The following is an 18,256-nucleotide window of genomic DNA, read 5'->3' as shown; positions in this document are numbered from 1 at the left end:
ATATTGCCTGCGCGTTCACTAGCCTGTTCCTTTGTAGCCACTAAATAGCTCAACTAATGAACACACAGGAAGGCGTAAATTTATTAGAAAACAAACGGATAGCTATCGTTGGAGGTGGCCCTGGTGGCCTAACTCTGGCCCGTCTATTACAACTCAAAGGAGCGGATGTGACCGTCTATGAGCGGGATTATAGCCCAAGCACACGGGTGCAAGGGGCCACCCTTGACCTGCATTATGAATCGGGCCTAAAAGCCCTGGACAATGCGGGATTGCTGGACGCTTTTAAGCACGCCTACCGGCCAGGGGCCGACAAAGGGCGGGTGGTCGATACGCAGGCGAACATCCTCTATGACGATCACGGCAAGGACGAGTGCAACGATTTTGACAACGAATCGTTTCGGCCTGAAATCGACCGTGGCGATTTGCGGAGTCTATTATTAGCGTCTCTTCAGGCTGACACCGTCGTTTGGGACAGTCAGCTCGTCCAGATCTCACCAAGGCTTGATGCCTGGCAACTAACGTTTAAAAATGGTACCACCGTTGTCGCCGATCTTGTCGTTGGCGCCGATGGTGCTCATTCCAAAGTCCGTCCGTTACTGACGTCGATCCAGCCTTTTTATGCGGGTACGACCATTGTGCAGGGAAATGTAGCCGATGCGGCCACGGCAGCACCAACCATTCATCAACTACTCCAAGGCGGCAAACTCTATACACATACGACGGGGAAATTTTTACATGTATCCGCTAAAGGGGATGGTAGTATTGATTTTTACGTGAGTTGTCGAGTCGATGAAGACTGGCTACAAACCAATGGGATTGATTTTGCTGATCAGCAGCAGTTGCGGGCCTGGTTAAAGCAAGAATTTAGCGGATGGGCCCCAGTTTGGTTTGAGCTGTTTGAGTCAGTAAGCCTGCCCCTTTTGATTCGCCCGCAATATTGCGTGCCCTTCGACCAAAGCTGGGCCTCTCAGCCAAGCATTACTCTATTAGGTGATGCGGCTCATCTAATGCCGCCTTCTGGTGAAGGCGTTAATTTGGCCATGCTGGATGCATTGGAGCTAAGCGAGTGTCTGACGAGTGAGCAGTTTGCCACTACCCAATTGGCCCTAGCCGCTTATGAGAAACCGATGCTAGAACGAGGAACTGAAGAAGCCAAAGTTTCGATGGAGGGGGTGGAGTGGATGCATACCGAATCGGCCAATGATAAGCTGGTAGCGTTGTTTAACGAATAATTTGGGGAAAGCACAAATCAGGGCTTATCTCATAAATGGCTCCTAAGTGAGACACAGGAACGTTCATGTGCTTGCTTCATCAGTTAAGCATTTCACGAATCAGCTTTTGATAAGGTATATAATCTAAGAAGACGCTAAGAGACGCTTCACTTCCTTTCGTAATGACTTATCTTGAAATAGGGTTACTGCACCCTACTTTAGCCTATATCTTGCTCCAGTCTAAATTGTTTCGGTACGTGTAAACCGGACAATTGTGTCCGTAATCGTACAGTATTCGTCGGGCTAATTAGCCTATATTACTCACCAGCGATTTTTCATAGACTTGGTATGATATTTGGCCGACGAGGATCATGACTTCATCTGGACTACGTAGGTCAACCCCGTATAGTCAGTACGATCAGAATAAACCTGGACGAGTATGCTACGAAATTATTTGATTACAACCTGGAGAAATCTGGTACGTAACCGAAGCTATACGCTTATTAACCTAATCGGGTTAGCGCTGGGGCTGGGCGTAGCGATTATGCTGTTTTGGATTGTTAGGTTCGAGTACAGTTTTGACCGGTATCACCGAAATACCGGCCGATTATACCAAGTTCGTAGCCACGACAAATACGGCGAAGCAAACTCCCATGTGCCACAGGGTATAATCAAGGCGTTGCAGACGCAGTTTCCTGGCGTGGCAAAAGCGGTTAGTGTAAAAGGCACCGGCAATACGGTGAGCGTAAAGATTGGCCAGCAGGTAGTGAACGCAACCGGCTTTTTCTATGCACCGCCGACACTGGCCGACATGATTGACCTAGTCTGGTTAAGCGGTTCGCCCAAGCAATCACTGACGGCTCCCAATCAGGTGGTGCTGGACGAAAAAACCGCCCAGGACTGGTTTGGGCATAATGCGTTGGGTAAAACACTACGATTGGATAATGTAGCTACGCTGACAGTTTCGGGCATTATTCGAAACGTCAAACCAAATTCAATGTTGCCGATTCGGGTCCTTGTCTCTTACGCGACCCTACCCATTGTGCAGGCGATGTACAAAAACGAGAATCACTGGGGCGGGGGCGATTCAAAATTTCATGGGTACGTACTACTCGAACCGGGTGCGTTGCCAACAACGATTGAAACGGGGCTGAACCGGCTGGCGGCCCGCCACAGAAAAGAATCGGATTATATATCCTACGATCTAATGCCATTACCGGATGCTCATTTCGATACGGACATAGATGCCTTCAATTATACCATCGCAGGCTGGATGGTGTATACACTGGCGGGCATTGGCGTGCTGCTCATTGGCCTGGCCGGTATCAATTTTATCAACCTGGCTACCGTGCAGGCGACGCAGCGCAGCCGCGAGATTGCTGTACGGAAAGTGCTAGGCAGCAGTCGTTCACAGCTCATCTCGCAGTTCCTCGGGGAAACGGCCTTGTTGGTTTTCCTGGCCATTGGCTTAGGTAGTTTACTGGCGACGCAGTTGATCCCGTTCGCTGACCGCTTGTTGAATACCCAGGTCGGACAGTCGACGATCTGGAATGGCAGCACCCTTCTCTTTCTGCTGAGTCTGGGCACGTTGGTAACTTTACTGGCAGGTAGCTACCCAGCCCTAGTCTTATCGGGGTTCCAGCCAGTGCGCGTGCTGCGCGGGCGTTTTTCAGGACCTCGCCGGGGCATATCGCTTCGGCAAACATTGGTCGTCGTGCAATTCGTGATTGCCCAGGTACTGGTTATCTGTACGCTGTTGGGTATTAAGCAGATTCGGTATTTGTACCAGGAAGACTTAGGGTTCGATAAACAGGCCGTCGTGACCGTCGACATGCCGGAACGAGACAATGTCGTTCTGCGCGAACGATTCCGGCAACAGCTGCGCCAGCATCCGGAAATCAAGGACGTAGCGTTCGGACTAACCACGCCGTCGAGCAGTCACAACTGGTGGTGGAATACGGTACGTCATCGTAATCTGCCAAACGGCGAATACACATTCCGGTTTCAGCACGTAGACACCAATTATTTTCAATTCTTTAAGATTCCACTGGTCGCTGGTCGGTCGTGGAACCGCGCCGACACGAACACGGTGGCTATCATCAACGAGAAAGCCGCCCGCGATCTGGGCTTCCAAACGCCGGAACGGGCCATTGGCGAACGGATCAATCTTTATTATGACAAACCCTTCACCATACTGGGGGTGGTGAAAGATTACCACTCGCAGAGCCTGCGGTCGTCTATCGTACCCCACATATTTCTATACACCGACGGGAATCTTCAGACGGCTAGTATCCGTATCGACCCACAGCAAACCACAAAAGCCATTGCCCACATTGAGCAATACTGGAAGGCCCTGTTCCCCAATGCTTATTTTAGGCCGACCTTTCTGGACCAGGACCTGCGAGCTTTTTACGATGACGAACGTAAACTGGCCAACTTTCTAACGCTGTTTGCCATCGTTGGTATTTTCATCGGCTGCCTTGGTTTATTTGGTTTGGTGTCGTTTGTGGTAACACAACGGACAAAAGAAATCGGCGTTCGCAAAGTGCTCGGCGCGAGCGTTGCGGGTATTGTCGCTCTGCTCTCTAAAGACTTTCTGAAACTAGTCCTGATCGCTTTTATGATTGCCAGCCCGATTGCGTATTACGCTATGAGCCAGTTTTTAAAAGACTACGAGTACAAAATCACGATTGAGTGGTGGGTGTTTGCCCTGGCCGGTTTACTAGGGGTTAGTATTGCCCTGTTGACCGTGAGTTTCCAGAGTGTAAAAGCGGCACTGATGAATCCAGTCAACTCGCTGAGAAGCGATTAATGGGTAGCCAATCTATAAACGGCAGCACCTGAACTGACTCCTGAAGTTAACCTATATAAATTATGTAATGATCGCCTTGCTTAATCTCACAAAATGCTCCTAAGTGAGATAAAGGGGCGTTTAACCAAGTGCATCTTAATCGGGGCATGTTAGCTCAAAGCCCTAACTTGTCCATCACCGGTTTTTCATACTCGCCGTCCTCGGCGGGGTAACGCAGCCTCTTGTCAAACCGGCCGGATTGTTTGGCTAAAGCCCAGATTAAACTTTCACCGGCGGGAATCGGGGTGGGTACTTCATCATAAATGATATCCTTATACGCTTGATCGGCGTCAATAACGTCCCACCCGTTGGCTTTAAAATGGGCGATCAAATCGTCCAGGAAAAGGGCGGCCGCTAGATTATGATGCAGCAGCAGTACGTGATGGATGCGCCGCTTGATGAGCTGATAGGCCAGCGAATCATAGTAAAGCGCCCGGTTCAATAAGTGGTTTTTATAGTAGTTTTTAAAACCGGAAAGATCAGCTTTCGGATTTTCTTTTAGTCGCTCGTTTAAGCGAGCGTCGATGTACCAATCGGAAGCGTCAATCGTAACGTGGCCATTTTTATACCCTTGCTGCTTCATAAAGGCTCTGAACCCCTCCACTTTTTCTTTCGTGTTGCCTTCCTTGAGGTAGGGAAATCGAAAGTAAGGGGCATAATTCGAGTAGGGCTTGATGAGGCTGTCATTTTTAGCTAGTTCAAGCTTGAAATCGTCCAGACTGACCTGTTTACTGTTAAAGTTGACATGCGAGAAGGTATGATTGGCGATCAGATGCCCCGCGTCGTTCCAGGAGCTTAGCACGTATTTCCCTTTGGGGCCAGACTTGTTGGCGCCCGCCGAAAATAAGATGGCCTTGAGCTTGTTTTTTTTCAGCTGGTCCAGCAGCCGTTGATTCCAGGTTTCCAATTTGTACTCACCAACATCACTGATTGAGCCGTCGTCAAAGGTAAGGGCTAACGTGGGCTTGATGGCTTGTGCTGGTTGAGCCTGGAGCTTAAGATCGACCGGATTGATCAGGCCACAAGCCGTCGCCAGCAGCAGGAGCATGAAGGGTTTTGTCATAACGATGCGGTTTTGCTGTTTCAAAGAAAGGTAATTGATTGAGGCAGGTTAACTCCTTACCCTTCACTACGAGTGAAAAAGCCGCAATTTGTCTTTTTTTTAAACCAGTTGTGTAACTTCTCACGAAAGGCTCCCGAATGAGACAAAGGAATGTTCATGTATATGCTTCTAAAATGGGAGTTTAATGGTATGGCTTGTTTTTTTAATACCTGTCAACGACTATCCGTCGTATACGAAGTACCTTCTTCCTAACTTTTGCAACAGCCACATAAGTTATTCAACTGTGCTCAGGATAGTGCTAACTTACTGTGGGACAATTTTTTGTACTAATCCAATTCTATTCAAGCAGCCATTTTACTTAATTAAAGGAATGAACTTCGGATAGGTCATGTTGGTAGAAAGCTTTACGTAGCTTGCTAGCCTGTATCACTTGCCCCGAATGCTTGTATCTCAATTCATACAATACTTCGTACACCTGCTGAGTGGGGCTCGCATTTTCATATTTCGCTTTAAAATAAGTTTCTTCTTTTGAAACACTCGTGTCTTGCTGCATTCGGCTTAATAAAGTAGCCAGTGAATCGGCTTGATGAGTGCCAGCAAGGCTATCCTGCTTTTGTCGATCAACCACGGATACCTCTAGCACCCGACTCATATCGGTCTTGAACTTTCTATGGATGTCATAAAACATCTTCCACCAGTCCTTAATGGGAATCAATCGGTATTGGAAAGAGGTAAACTGAGCCTCTGTTATGAGCCGTCCGTCTTTCTTGGCCTTATCAGTTTCTATTTTTAAAACCTTCATTTTTAGTCTCGCTTCAACGGATTGGGCGTTCGCGTATAAGCTACTCAACAAGGCCAGCAGGAGTACAAATAGCTTCATAGGAGTTAGAGTTATAAAGGGTAGGCTAATGAACGAAGAAATAGTATTCTGCTCTCAACTCTTTTAGGAAGTGGTGTAATGAGTTTCACTGATCAGGAGTCCGTATGCGACAGATTATATTTCACAGATATTAAAAACTGTACTGTCTTATATAAACGCTCCATCTTGAGACACGAAAATTTCTCCTGTCTGTGAATAAAATAGGGCGTTTGATAAAATAGCCCTAGCCCTTGCTAAAACATGAAAACCAGCCATAAAAAGAGTACGATTCGGAGGTGGTGCTTTTCTAGGAAACTAACGAGCGAATGTAGGATACGCCAATCTATACAGTTATAACCAACAGTGCATCAGCCTCATCGGCCAGTTGGTCGATCAATTTACCATCGCTATTCCAGGCAGCCGAGCCGCCAGCACTCAAGAAGTTGTCTTGATAGCCCACACTGTTGGCCATTAAAACGGTCATGCCAAACTCAGAAGCGATCTGGGACAGCCGTTTGTTTGCCCGCTCCACCCCAGTAGCACTTTTGGCAACGCTCGCCAGATAAATACCAGCCCTGTTTTGGTTGGCGATGGAGGCGTGTTCAGCCACAAATACTTCATAGCAGATGGCAAGAGCGATCGTTTTCTCCTTCCAAGTCAATAAAACTGGCTTTGTCCCTGGTACGAAATAAGGTTCTTCATCCGGATGAAGATACTGTTTAGAGTACACCTGTCTGGGCTGATGAGGAATAAATAGGAGCAAGCTGATCAGGATACCCCCCTGGCCATGAGTGGGTAAGCCAACGCCTATAACCAGGCCATGAGTGTCACTTAATTCCTGGAACGGCTGTAACCGATCATCCTTCAATTCCATGATTAGCTCGGCCGCTAACTCCGGTTCATAGCCTGTCAACGACAATTCGGGGAAGATGATGACATCGGCTCCTACATCAATTGCTTGTTTAATCAGCTGGATATGCTGCCTAATGTTGCGAGGGATGTCGCCTCGAATGGGCTTAGTTTGTGCCACACAAAGCTTCATGACTAGTAAAGGGGATCCAGCTATCAAGATAGACAAAGATCGTCGTAGCTTAACTGAGTGTACAACTTTTGTCGAAAGTTTATTAGTGGTTTTAGGGCTCAAACGGTCAGCCGCTGCTTCTCAGCATCATAGCGGTCCGTACTTTTTGTCAAAAGATGTAGGTTTGCACTAGAAGGAATATTAAAATGGTCAGCCAGTAAGGAAACTCTTTTGCCAAGGCTAGGGCTCGTTAAGTGCATTGGTTTGCTTGTCACAAGTTAGCTAATCCATACTAGCTTAAGTAACTCACGTTTATAATATTCTAATAAAATCCTCATAGAGAGACCATTCAAACACTGGCTACTTAAAGCTTATAACCTATACTAGACAATGCCAATTTCTATTCAATGTCTTTCAACCAGTAGACTAGGGAAAGCATGAGTTGATCGCCAGATTGGCCTTTGTCGTCTTGAAGGTACAGAAACTGACTTGGTTTGCGGCCAACAATTGCCTGAATGCCTTCTGTGATTGTTCCCAACTCCCGCATTAGCAAAGGGAACTTGGAATGGGTACGAATGCGAAGAATGACTGGCCGAATTAGTTTTGAAGTGGGCATTTGCTGCCTCAAAGCATCCACCACTAAAACTGTCGCGTCGTTTGCGCGGTTAGTACCCCCAGCTTGGTGCTCGATGGCATAAGCAGGCCCTTGGCATCCTTTCATCACGTATGGAATGGATGATGCATCAGTGGTACCCGCTACCGACTGGACAAGCTCAGCTAGGATTGTTTCGGCTCTATTCATACCGAAAGTTAGCACAAATTAGAAACTGTCTTTTTTATTCTCATTAAACGCTCCATTTCGCAAGACCCTTATTTGCGAGTCTTGCCGGTTTCTGTACCCTTTCATTAACGTGCCCAAACGTAAAAACTACGCCGACCAAACTAACTTATGTAGGTACACGTAACTGTAAGGCAAATAAAAAGCCCCCTGTAATTTACAGGGGGCTTTTTATTTGCAGTAATCAAGCATACTCAGCAACAGAAATAATTTCCGGCCTCAATTCAGCTCTAGGCGTCTGCATGTATTGCATACAAGGCTCACAGTGTTCGTAACCATATCCCGTCCGTATGTAATAATCAAACTCGTCAGCAGTATTAAAGACACGTACACCAGCGATTGATTTTCTATCCTCAACTTCCATGTACTCATGTACCCCTAAAATTAAACACTCGATCTTATTCGAGCAGGTATTATTGTCGGGCATACTTACGGTCAGTATGTATAATCCAGCGACCGCACCATCGTAGGCAGGCACCAGCGCTGCGCGGTCAACAATAGCCCCCTTCTGTTCTCTTAGGCTAACAAAGAGTGCCTTTAGCGCATTTACCAATGATTCTTTAACCATGTGATGAAGGTTTCTACGTTTGAAACAAATGTTGTAGCAACCGCAGGGTTGCAAGGATTCATGTTATAGCGAGCTTCTTCTGTCCAAGCGCCCCAAGTCTGTACGTTCGTTGGTGGGTTAACAAACTCGTTAACCGTAACCTGAAATGGCCCATTTAGACTGCAATAAGCACTCAGCTTATTAGATAGCCCAGCCAGAACGATCAAGTGATCTATTCTGTGCGTTTTAAAGCCTTTGTTAATCTCTGCGTTTTGATTAAATATTTCAATATCTAACGTCTTGCAGGCTACAGCCTTTAGGGCGCATTCAACGGCATAGCCAGCTAAATAAAACGCCCCTTCACTCATTCCGACAGCTAATAATGCCTTGGCTTCATCCAGTCTCTTTGTTGATAGGTTCTGAAAGTCTACTCCACTGGGCATAACTTACTTCGTAATGAAAAACGACCCCACACCTTGCGCCATTTGTAACAAACTTATAACAATTATAAGTAGTCAACACTAAAAATAGTGCTGACGTTACAAGAAATCGCGCTGAACACTCCAATTCGTATGCTACCAACCGAAGTTAATAGTTGGTTAGAAGATAATCGTCGTGTAAATCGCTTCCAGAAGTGAAGCGAGGATCTTTCATGAATCTGCTTCTTTATTCGGGCGTTTTGTGAGTCTGTTAACAGATCAGTTTTTGATGCTGGCCATACATCGTAAATATGTCGTGGCTACCTAGAAATGGGTGTTTGTGCGTGAGTGGGTTAAAAGTGCAGTCGAGTCGATTGCTTGATATAGCTCATTACGAACGAGCTTTGAATCTTGCTGATATTGGGAATGACCGATAGTTTCGTGGCGATAAAGGTATTATAGGTCGCCGGATCTTTGACAACCACTTTGAGCACATAATCAAAGATGCCTCCCGTCACATAAGCCTCTACCACCTCATCCAGAGCCGCTATCTGCCTGGAAAATTCCTCCACGTAGTTAAGACGCTGACTGTTAAGCGACACCGCGACAATGACCGTAAACGTCAAACCTACTTTATAGGGATCAACCAGGGCTACATACTCCTTATAGACCCGTGAATTAGTCCGTGAAGAAGGCAACCTCTTTTTTGCGAAAAAAGCAACGGATTCGTTGGTGATCCGCCTGTAAGTAATCAACCTCTTCCAGCACGGCGGCTTGGAGCGATTCCAGGCTTGTAAAGACCCGATTTTTCAGCGATCGCTTAAGTTGGCTCCAGACTAACTCGACCGGATTGAGCATGGGACTGTAAGCCGGTAAACGCTCCAAATGCACTCGACCAGGTCGATGGTGAAGCCAGTCTCTAACGGTTTGCGAACGGTGGATGGCCGCCCCATCCTAAATAACCAACAGGTTTTGACGTCGGTAATGCCAACAGAGCTTACCCAGAAACCAGCAAATCGCTTCGCTGTCAAATGCCTGATCTTGACCCGCTAGATACAAGCGACCATTGGGAGCAATAGCGGCAATTAGATTGAGGTGCGCCCGTCCAGCCTGCTCTACCAACAAGGGCGTTTGACCACGCGGAGCCCAGCTATGAGCCACAAAAGGTAATAAATAACAAGCCGCTTCGTCCACGTACAGAATCGTTCGCCCTTCAGTTTGGGCTTTTTTTGAGAGCGGGTAAACGTTCTTCCTGCCAATTGAGAACAGCCTGAGTATCCTGTTGTCGGGCTATCCGGGCGGGTTTTTGTCGGCTCCAACCTACTTTCTTGAGTAGTCGCCCGATTTGAGACGGATCGTAGCTGACGCCAAAGAGCTGATTGATAACCTGGTTGATGCGCGGCCGGGTCCAGACCTGGCCTGAAAAGCCGTGGTGCTGAGCGCCTTTAGCCAGTTCCATGGTTAGCTGGTCGAGTTGCTCCATCGTCAGCCGGGGTGGTGCTCCGGTGCGTTTGCCGGTTATTAGGCCGGCCTCCCCCTGTTGGCGGAAGGTTTTAAGCGTCTGACTAACCCAGGCGGGTGTCAGGCCGAAGGCTCGGGCAATATCGGCCTGCTTCCAGCCTGCCTGGTTGAGTTCGACGCAGCGATGCCGCAGCGCTTCGTAATCTGCCTGTTTGTAGGTAGCCATAAAAAGCCAAGGCACAAACGTTAATAAACTTACTCACTGATCAATAATGTAGCCTTCGGCGGCCACTTTTCCTAAATTCAAAGATGTGTTGGCTACGCTACAAGTTCAAAATATAAACAAGTTTAATCTGATCACCGGTACGGAGCCCCACCAGTGAGTTGGCTACCAGATAAGAACTGATCGATTACCTCTACTTATCCGCTTTATGAACCTACCTATTTGGTTAAAAAATAACGCTACCCTGATCAGGAACTTGGGTTTTACATTTAATCGAAGTCTACTGGTGGTGCTGACGCTGGGAATCTCGTCATCCATTGCCTTTTTCCTCACTGATTGCCAGTGGCTTGGCTATCAATACGGGCCTGCGCAAAGGGCCTGGTGGCTGGGTATTGACGATGGTTCAGTCAGGCCTTTTATTCCTGTCTACCAGTTATTTGTCTTTACCAGCCACCTGTTCATTCTCCAGGGTTTAAATTTATTAGCTCAATACCGACCCCTCCAGGTTGGGTTGAAAGGCGGTATCAATGTCTAGTCGCTACAACTGCCAGATCCCTCTATTCCTCACTACAATACTAATCCTTCAACTGGACTAGCCGAGTTTTATCACTGACCATGTGTCCGCATGGGGCCGCATAGTCAGGGTAGAGACCAACCCGAAACCAAATTTGTATGGGTGCGGTTTACTGGCCTGCGTTATTTCGTCAAGCAGGGTAGCGTTGAATTCCAGCAATAAGGCGGTCACCTCATCCCCAAGCTGTAGAGCAGCTACGGCATCAGCCGCTGCGTAGGTTAGCGCACGTGGAGTATTTCCAGAGGAGCTAGGCGCATAGGGCATGGAGGTATACGATCAGGAAAGGCTAGTTGAAAACTAAACTATCTAATGCCGTGAAGGAGATCGCTTTTCAGGAAGAAATTAGCTAATCCAATTGAATTTTTGATTTCAAGCGACTCAGCGTTTCGGGTGACATGTTCAAATACGATGCGACAATTTTGTTGGGTAATCGCTTGACAAGATGAGGATTAACAGCCAGCAAGTCCTTATATCGTTCGGTGGCATCCTTCATGATTTCCCGTTGAAAAATGGTCAGGTTATTTAGATAAGCAAACTCCAGGTACTTCCTGAAGAACGTCTCCCAGGCGGGAATGATGTTTAGTAAATAATAGAAATCGGGTCGGCTAATGCGTAAAAGTGTCGTGGGCTCTAATGCTTGTAAGGCTTCCTGGGAGGGGCTTTGTAAAATAAAACTGGCCAGGCCGGTGGCAAATTGATGATCGAATACGATGTGACGAGTGATTTCTTGGCCCTCTTCACTACTGAAAAATAAGCGTACACAACCGCTATCAATGAAATTCATGTACTGGTTTACCTCACCCACATCGACAATAATTTTATTTTTAGGGTGCTTCGATGGCTTGAAATAACCCAATACAAACGCCAACTGCTCATCGGTAAGCTGAACCGTTTGGCGGATGTAGGCGGCTAAATTTTGTTTGTCTACCACAGGTTAAAGAACTACTCAAGTAGCCCAGTTTGCTTTCTCACTACTTAATTCCTGATACGCGATCACTAAACCAACAATAGCCGCTACCGCTCCAAAAAGATAAATGTATTCATAATGGACGCCACCGGCTATCAATCCGGCTAAGGGAGCCGTTAAGCCCATGCCTAAATCAAAGAAGGCATTGTAAGCCGCCATGGCCATGCCTCTGTTCGACGGGGAGATCGCTTTAATCGCTAATTGGCCAAAGGATGGGAATACCAATGACATACCGCAACCGGTTAAAATCGCTCCCAGGATGGCCACCAATCCATTGGGGGCCTGCCAAATACAAGTCTGCCCTATACTTTCAACGACTAAACAGACGATGGCCACTTTGGCTCCGCCAAATTTATCGGGGAAGTGAGCAAAAAATAGGCGCATCACCAGGTAACCCGTTCCGAATGCACTTAACGCTAAGGGGGCATTGTCCCATCCTTTTTGCGCAAAATACAGGGTTATAAACGAGGCTATCCCACTAAAACCAATACTGGCCATCGCTAAGCCGGTACCGGCTTTCCAAACCAATTTTATAGCATGGTAAAATGGCAGCCTCTTTTCCAATTGGGGTAGGGGAATGCTGGGCAACAATAGCGTGAGCAAATAACCCAGAAAAGGCATCCCGACCATCGTGGCAAACGCGGTTTCATTACCAAATGAGGTGAGCAGGAACAGGCCTGCCGGAGCACCCAGGGCCATACCGCCGTGCATGCCTAATCCCGTCCATACCATCACTTTACCGGTATTTTTCGAGCCAACCAACACAAATCCCCAAGCAAACATCCCCACCACCAGATAACTCTCACCAACCCCTAACAAAATACGGGCCAGCATCAGAATAATCAGGCAGAGGATCGCATTGGCCGTAAAAAAAATGGCGATCAGGCAACAAAGGCCCGATAAGGCAGAGAGCGCCAGACCAATCGTGACCGTCACTTTCCCCCCTTTCATATCCGCGGATTTTCCCGCCAGATGACGGGTCAACAAAGTGGCTACGTATTGTAACCCGACAACTACGCCCACCATCACATTATTAAAATGAAGCGTAGTATGAACAAATCCGGGCAAGAGACCCAGGGAGATACCCATAATCAGGAATTCAAACGAAATTGTACCGAAAATAAGTAAAAGGATACGGGTAAGGGGGGTTCGTTCTGCCTGAGTGCGTTCGACCATATTGATAGGGATCTGACCAAGTTGTTAGGGCAAAATTAGGGAGCCAGTCATCGACTGTCATTGATGTGGATCAACAGATTTTCCGGGTAGTCGATTATAACGTCCAGGAAGCCTGCCATTTCTTTTTGACTACCTGTTGCACAAAGCTTTAGCGTACCTTTGCGTTTGTGAAATGGTGGACGACCCTACTGGCCTTATATCTGCTCGGTCTCTCCTTGTGGCCCTGTGCGGATGAAATGGACTCTCTCCCGGAGCAGAGTAGTGTGGCTGTATTGACTTCTGCCGCTTCTGAGCCGGGTACTTCCCATCACGAACACGATCAGTGTACGCCGTTTTGTAGCTGTGCCTGCTGTGCCGTTACAATTACAGTTATAGGCTGCTTCAGCTATGTTATAAAGCCTGTATTTCAGAGCATACCAGCTAGTGTAACTAGCTTTGACTACACGCTGATTCACTGGGCCGATCCCCTCACGGCCATTTGGCAACCTCCCAAACTCCGGGTCTGATCCCCATGCTGTTAATGCCTTTATCGCACCTTTTCCAAAAAGCGTGTGCTGAATAGCTATAACAGCATCTTCTCTTTTCTCACTTGTTCAGATTCGATTATGCTGGATCGTATTATTCGATTTTCCATCCAAAATAAACTCATTATTGGGCTTTTCACCCTCGCCCTAGTTAGTTGGGGGAGTTATTCATTAACTCGGCTGCCCATCGACGCCCTGCCCGATATTACCAATAACCAGGTACAGGTCATTACCCAAAGCCCGGCTTTGTCGGCCCTGGATGTCGAGCGGCTTATTAGTTTTCCGATCGAGCAGACAATGGCCACCCTGCCCGACCTGATTGAAGTTCGGTCTATTTCTCGCTTTGGTCTGTCGGTTGTCACCATTGTCATGGACGATGACGTTGATGTTAATCTCGCCCGCCAGCAGGTATTTGAGCGGCTGCAACAGGCCCGCGCTCAGATTCCTCTCGACGCCGGTACCCCCGAATTGTCACCCATGACTACGGGACTAGGAGAAATCTATCAATATGTCCTGCGGGCGAAGCCTGGCTATGAGAAACGGTATCAGACGATGGAACTGCGTTCGATTCAGGACTGGATCGTCCGGCGGCAATTATTGGGTACCAAGGGCGTAGCCGATGTCAGTAGTTTCGGGGGATTTCTCAAACAATACGAAGTCGCTGTCGATCCGCAGCGGTTAAGGGCATCGGGCGTAACGATGGATGAACTGTTCACCGCCCTTCAACGCAACAACCAGAATGCGGGTGGAGCTTACATTGACCGCCGACCAAACGCGTATTTCATTCGTTCTGAAGGACTCATTGGTACCCTGCAGGATATTGGTAAGATTGTCGTTCACCGAACCTCGGGCGGTATCCCGGTACTGGTGCGTGACGTAGCCCAGGTTCAACTCGGACAGGCCGTGCGGTACGGAGCCATGACCCGAAACGGGGAAGGCGAAGTGGTGGGGGCCATCGTGATGATGCTCAAGGGGGCTAATTCATCCCAGGTGATCGATAACGTCAAACAGCGCATTGAGCAGATAAAAAAATCATTACCGGAAGGCGTGGAGATTCATGCCTTTCTGGACCGCACCAAACTCGTCAACCGGGCCATTGGTACGGTTGAAAAAAACCTCACCGAAGGCGCACTCATCGTCATCTTTGTCCTGGTTCTGCTGCTGGGCAACTGGCGGGCAGGTCTGGTGGTGGCCTCGGTTATTCCACTGGCGATGTTATTTGCCGTCAGTCTGATGAATTTATTCGGCGTATCGGGTAATTTAATGAGTCTGGGGGCGATTGACTTTGGTCTGATCGTGGACGGAGCCGTGATCATCGTGGAGGCCACGCTGCATCACATCGCGTTGAAAAACTACCGGCACCACCTTTCCCAGGACCAACTGGACGAGGAAGTCTTTGAATCGGCCAGCCGCATTCGTTCGTCGGCGGCTTTTGGTGAAATTATCATTCTGATCGTCTATCTGCCCATTCTGGCGCTGGTTGGTATTGAAGGTAAAATGTTTAGACCCATGGCCCAGACGGTCGCCTTCGCTATTCTAGGCGCATTTATTTTATCGCTCACCTACGTTCCCATGGCTTCGGCGCTGCTGCTGAGCAAGAAGCCCATTCGGGAAGGGCGTAAGACGATCTCGGACCGGATCATGGCCTTTTTTCACTGGGGTTACGACCCGGCCATTCGCTGGACGCTGAACCATAAAGGGCTGGTGGTTGGGTTGTCGCTCGTCTTGCTGGCCGGGGCACTATTTATTTTTAGCCGGTTAGGCGGTGAGTTTATCCCGCAGTTGGACGAGGGTGATTTCGCGGTGGAGACCCGGGTGATGACCGGCTCGTCCCTTTCTCAATCCAGTGATGCCTCGCTTCAGGCGGGCCGGGTGCTCAAAGAAAATTTTCCTGAAGTCATTGAAACGATTGGCAAAACGGGCGCTAGTGAGATTCCAACCGATCCCATGCCCATTGAAGCGACCGATCTGATGGTGATCCTAAAGGATCGGAAAGACTGGACCTCGGCCAGCAGTCGGGAGGAACTGGCCGAAAAGATGCAGGCAAAACTGGCTCAAATACCGGGGGTCAGTTATGGTTTTCTGCAACCCATTCAGATGCGGTTTAGTGAGTTAATCTCGGGCGTCAAGCAGGATATTGCGATAAAACTGTATGGGGAAGATCTTGGGGTATTAGCCGATTATGCCGCTCGCATTGGCCGACTCGTGAGCCAGGTTCCAGGCGCGGAGGATCTCTACGTCGAACAGGTATCGGGCCTGCCCCAGATCGTGGTTAAGTTCGACCGGGATGCACTGGCCCGCTTTGGGTTGTCGGTTGAGGAAGCCAACCGGTATTTGGAGGCTGCCTTTGCGGGCACGTCGGCGGGTTTAGTCTACGAAGGCGAACGACGGTATGATCTGGTAATTCGCCTGCAGCAGCAAAGCCGCCAGCGCTTGGAAGACGTCCAGAATCTAATGGTAACGACGGTAGACGGTCAGAATGTGCCCCTCAGTCAAATTGCCGATGTTTCGTTTCAAAACAGCATTAACCAGATTCAACGGGAAGATGCGAAACGACGCATTACTGTCGCCTTCAACGTTCGGGGGCGCGACGTGGAAAGTGTGGTGAATGACGTACGGGGTAAGCTGGACACCCAGATTAAATTACCTGTGGGATACTATGTCACCTATGGCGGCCAGTTCCAAAATCTACAGGAAGCCAAAGACCGGCTTAGTGTCGCCGTACCGGTTGCCCTGGGGCTAATTTTTCTGCTTCTCTTCTTCACCTTCCGGTCGATCCGCCAGAGCCTGCTGATTTTCTCGGCCATACCGCTGTCGGCTATTGGGGGTATCATTGCCCTCTGGCTTCGGGATATGCCGTTCAGCATTTCGGCGGGTGTGGGCTTTATTGCGCTGTTCGGGGTGGCGGTGCTCAACGGCATCGTGCTGATCGGGGAATTCAATCACCTCAGGGATGAAACCGATTTGAGTTTACCGGAGCGCATTCTTCAGGGGACCGCCACGCGGCTCAGGCCGGTGATGATGACCGCCTTGGTGGCCTCACTGGGATTTTTACCGATGGCCCTGGCGACCACGGCCGGAGCTGAGGTACAGCGACCGCTAGCCACCGTGGTCATTGGTGGACTGGTGTCGGCTACGTTACTAACCCTATTGGTGCTGCCCTGCCTGTACTGGTGGGAACAGACAACCGCCGGTGCCTTGAGAAAGAAAAAAGAAACCCTGGCACCCACCATCGCGAGTAAAGTAGCTGGTTGGCTGCTGATTGGGGTACTGGGGGCGAGTTTAGCTCAGCCTGTTCGGGCTCAGGTGCCGCAATTAACGACGGGCTCTCCAGGGTCCGGGGCCCTGTCGCTGGATGCAGCCCTGCAACAGGCTTCCACCAACAACGGAACCGCTCGCATCAGCGCGCTGAGCATCAGCCAGCAGCAAACCGGACGCCGGACCGCCCGCGACATCGGGACGACCAACTTCTCCTGGATGGGGGGCCATTATAATGGCCCTCACTTCGATAACAATTTTACCATTTCACAAAACCTGCCCAATCCTAAACTGATTCGGCAATTGGGCCGACTGGCGGATGCCAACGTCGCGGGTAGCCAGCAGCAGGCTCGTATTAGCCAGAATGGACTACGCGCTCAGGTAAAGGCGGCTTATTATGATCTTCTGTACCTGGTCGAACGGCGTCGGCTGCTCAGGAGTCAGGACAGCCTGTTAGTAGCCTTTCGGTCGGCGACGGAGCTTCGACTGAAAACGGGAGAAGGTACGGCCGTCGAGGTAGCCACGGCTACCAATCAGTTGGGCGAACTGCGGAATACACTAGCCCAAACTGAAGCGGATCGACACATTGCGATGAGTCGGCTACAAACCCTATTGAATACCAATCAGCCCGTCAACTTATCGGATAGCACCCTGACGCGTCGGTCCCTACCGGTAATCACGGACTCGGCAACGCTGGCTCAGACGCCTGAACTAGCCTTTTTACGGCAGCAAATCGAGGTAGCTACCCGGCAAACCGACGTGGAGCAGGCCCGGCTACTACCCAGCTTTTCGCTGGGTTATTTCAATCAATCGCTCATCGGCACCTACACAGTGGACAATACCGAAGTGACCTACAGGGGGGGCAGGCGGTTCCAGGGCATTACGGCGGGGGTGGCCGTTCCCCTGTTTACCAAACCGCAGCGGGCCCGCATCGAAGCCGCCCGGCTTGGTCAGCAACTGGGAGAAGCTACACTGGCGCTGACTCAGCGCAATTTACAGGGTGATCTAACCACGACGATCGGGGAAATCCGCAAGTTACAGAGCAGTCTGACCTACTACGAACAAACCGGGCTGCCGACGGCCCGGCTACTGGCGGAAAAAGCGGGCATAGCCTTTCGGGCGGGTGAGATTGCCTATCTCCAGTACTCACTGGCCCTCACGCAGGCCTACCAGACCCGTGCCAGCTACGTCGATGTGCTGGCCCAATTCAATCAATCCATCATTCGCTTGGAGCAACTACTGGGCTTACCCTGATAAACGTATC

18 protein-coding genes and 1 pseudogene are annotated in these 18,256 nt (G+C 49.3%); 6 read left to right on the top strand and 13 right to left on the bottom strand.

The genetic code is table 11. From position 1 onward, the window contains the following. Nucleotides 1-56: 56 nt before the first annotated feature. Nucleotides 57-1,232: an FAD-dependent oxidoreductase gene (locus BM202_RS29435; protein WP_093832968.1), complete on the top strand. Its 1,176-nt coding sequence runs from the start codon at nt 57-59 to the stop codon at nt 1,230-1,232. A 418-nt stretch (nt 1,233-1,650) separates the two neighbouring features. After that, nucleotides 1,651-4,023 (top strand): ABC transporter permease, encoded by a 2,373-nt coding sequence (locus BM202_RS29430; protein ID WP_093832966.1) that lies wholly within the window; start codon nt 1,651-1,653, stop codon nt 4,021-4,023. A gap of 154 nt (nt 4,024-4,177) precedes the next feature. Here BM202_RS29430 and BM202_RS29425 read toward each other — a convergent pair whose 3' ends face one another. The 10 genes from BM202_RS29425 to BM202_RS38420 form a co-directional block, all read right to left on the bottom strand. After that, a complete protein-coding gene (locus BM202_RS29425; RefSeq protein WP_143100784.1) occupies nt 4,178-5,125 on the bottom strand; it encodes a polysaccharide deacetylase family protein in 948 nt (315 codons plus the stop codon). 358 nt (nt 5,126-5,483) lie between these two features. Further along, on the bottom strand, nt 5,484-6,005 hold the full coding sequence (locus tag BM202_RS29420; protein ID WP_093832962.1) for a hypothetical protein: 522 nt from the start codon (nt 6,003-6,005) through the stop codon (nt 5,484-5,486). A 322-nt stretch (nt 6,006-6,327) separates the two neighbouring features. Continuing rightward, nucleotides 6,328-7,026, bottom strand: a complete 699-nt coding sequence (locus BM202_RS29415; RefSeq protein ID WP_093832960.1) for a carbon-nitrogen hydrolase family protein — start codon at nt 7,024-7,026, stop codon at nt 6,328-6,330. A 379-nt stretch (nt 7,027-7,405) separates the two neighbouring features. Next, complete coding sequence (locus BM202_RS29410; RefSeq protein ID WP_093832958.1) at nt 7,406-7,807, bottom strand: hypothetical protein; 402 nt, start codon at nt 7,805-7,807, stop codon at nt 7,406-7,408. Between the two features lie 220 nt (nt 7,808-8,027). Continuing rightward, nucleotides 8,028-8,411: a hypothetical protein gene (locus BM202_RS29405; RefSeq protein ID WP_093832956.1), complete on the bottom strand. Its 384-nt coding sequence runs from the start codon at nt 8,409-8,411 to the stop codon at nt 8,028-8,030. Next, nucleotides 8,390-8,833: a hypothetical protein gene (locus BM202_RS29400; RefSeq protein ID WP_093832954.1), complete on the bottom strand. Its 444-nt coding sequence runs from the start codon at nt 8,831-8,833 to the stop codon at nt 8,390-8,392. Before BM202_RS29400 ends, BM202_RS29405 begins: the two co-directional genes overlap by 22 nt. Nucleotides 8,834-9,162: 329 nt before the next feature. Continuing rightward, nucleotides 9,163-9,507: an Lrp/AsnC family transcriptional regulator gene (locus BM202_RS29395; protein WP_177236727.1), complete on the bottom strand. Its 345-nt coding sequence runs from the start codon at nt 9,505-9,507 to the stop codon at nt 9,163-9,165. Further along, complete coding sequence (locus BM202_RS39125) at nt 9,488-9,751, bottom strand: transposase (RefSeq protein ID WP_394333811.1); 264 nt, start codon at nt 9,749-9,751, stop codon at nt 9,488-9,490. The genes BM202_RS29395 and BM202_RS39125 overlap by 20 nt, the downstream gene beginning before the upstream one ends. 12 nt (nt 9,752-9,763) lie before the next feature. Further along, nucleotides 9,764-9,970, bottom strand: coding sequence for a hypothetical protein (locus tag BM202_RS38425; RefSeq protein ID WP_245776839.1), 207 nt, complete (start codon nt 9,968-9,970; stop codon nt 9,764-9,766). A 52-nt stretch (nt 9,971-10,022) separates the two neighbouring features. Beyond that, nucleotides 10,023-10,496, bottom strand: coding sequence for a helix-turn-helix domain-containing protein (locus tag BM202_RS38420; RefSeq protein WP_245776838.1), 474 nt, complete (start codon nt 10,494-10,496; stop codon nt 10,023-10,025). A gap of 61 nt (nt 10,497-10,557) precedes the next feature. Here BM202_RS38420 and BM202_RS38415 point away from each other — a divergent pair. Continuing rightward, nucleotides 10,558-10,676 (top strand): annotated as a pseudogene (locus BM202_RS38415) (biopolymer transporter ExbD); the annotation flags it as partial. A gap of 25 nt (nt 10,677-10,701) precedes the next feature. After that, complete coding sequence (locus BM202_RS29380; RefSeq protein WP_093832950.1) at nt 10,702-11,028, top strand: hypothetical protein; 327 nt, start codon at nt 10,702-10,704, stop codon at nt 11,026-11,028. Nucleotides 11,029-11,085: 57 nt separating this feature from the next. Here BM202_RS29380 and BM202_RS29375 read toward each other — a convergent pair whose 3' ends face one another. The 3 genes from BM202_RS29375 to BM202_RS29365 form a co-directional block, all read right to left on the bottom strand. Beyond that, nucleotides 11,086-11,331: a hypothetical protein gene (locus BM202_RS29375; RefSeq protein WP_093832948.1), complete on the bottom strand. Its 246-nt coding sequence runs from the start codon at nt 11,329-11,331 to the stop codon at nt 11,086-11,088. An 82-nt stretch (nt 11,332-11,413) separates the two neighbouring features. Beyond that, entirely contained in the window at nt 11,414-11,998 is a 585-nt protein-coding gene (locus BM202_RS29370) for a Crp/Fnr family transcriptional regulator (RefSeq protein ID WP_093832946.1), read from the bottom strand. 15 nt (nt 11,999-12,013) lie between these two features. Beyond that, entirely contained in the window at nt 12,014-13,210 is a 1,197-nt protein-coding gene (locus BM202_RS29365) for an MFS transporter (RefSeq protein WP_093832944.1), read from the bottom strand. A gap of 167 nt (nt 13,211-13,377) precedes the next feature. On the opposite strand from BM202_RS29365, the gene BM202_RS38950 reads away from it, so the two are divergent. Continuing rightward, nucleotides 13,378-13,716, top strand: coding sequence for a DUF6660 family protein (locus BM202_RS38950; RefSeq protein ID WP_093832942.1), 339 nt, complete (start codon nt 13,378-13,380; stop codon nt 13,714-13,716). A 99-nt stretch (nt 13,717-13,815) separates the two neighbouring features. Then, on the top strand, nt 13,816-18,246 hold the full coding sequence (locus tag BM202_RS29355; protein ID WP_093832940.1) for a CusA/CzcA family heavy metal efflux RND transporter: 4,431 nt from the start codon (nt 13,816-13,818) through the stop codon (nt 18,244-18,246). Nucleotides 18,247-18,256: the final 10 nt, after the last annotated feature.

Origin of the sequence: Spirosoma endophyticum, from assembly GCF_900112365.1 — a bacterium.
Lineage (GTDB): Bacteria > Bacteroidota > Bacteroidia > Cytophagales > Spirosomataceae > Spirosoma > Spirosoma endophyticum.
Note: the sequence above shows the minus strand (reverse complement) of the source record. Positions and strands in the feature narration are given on the sequence as shown.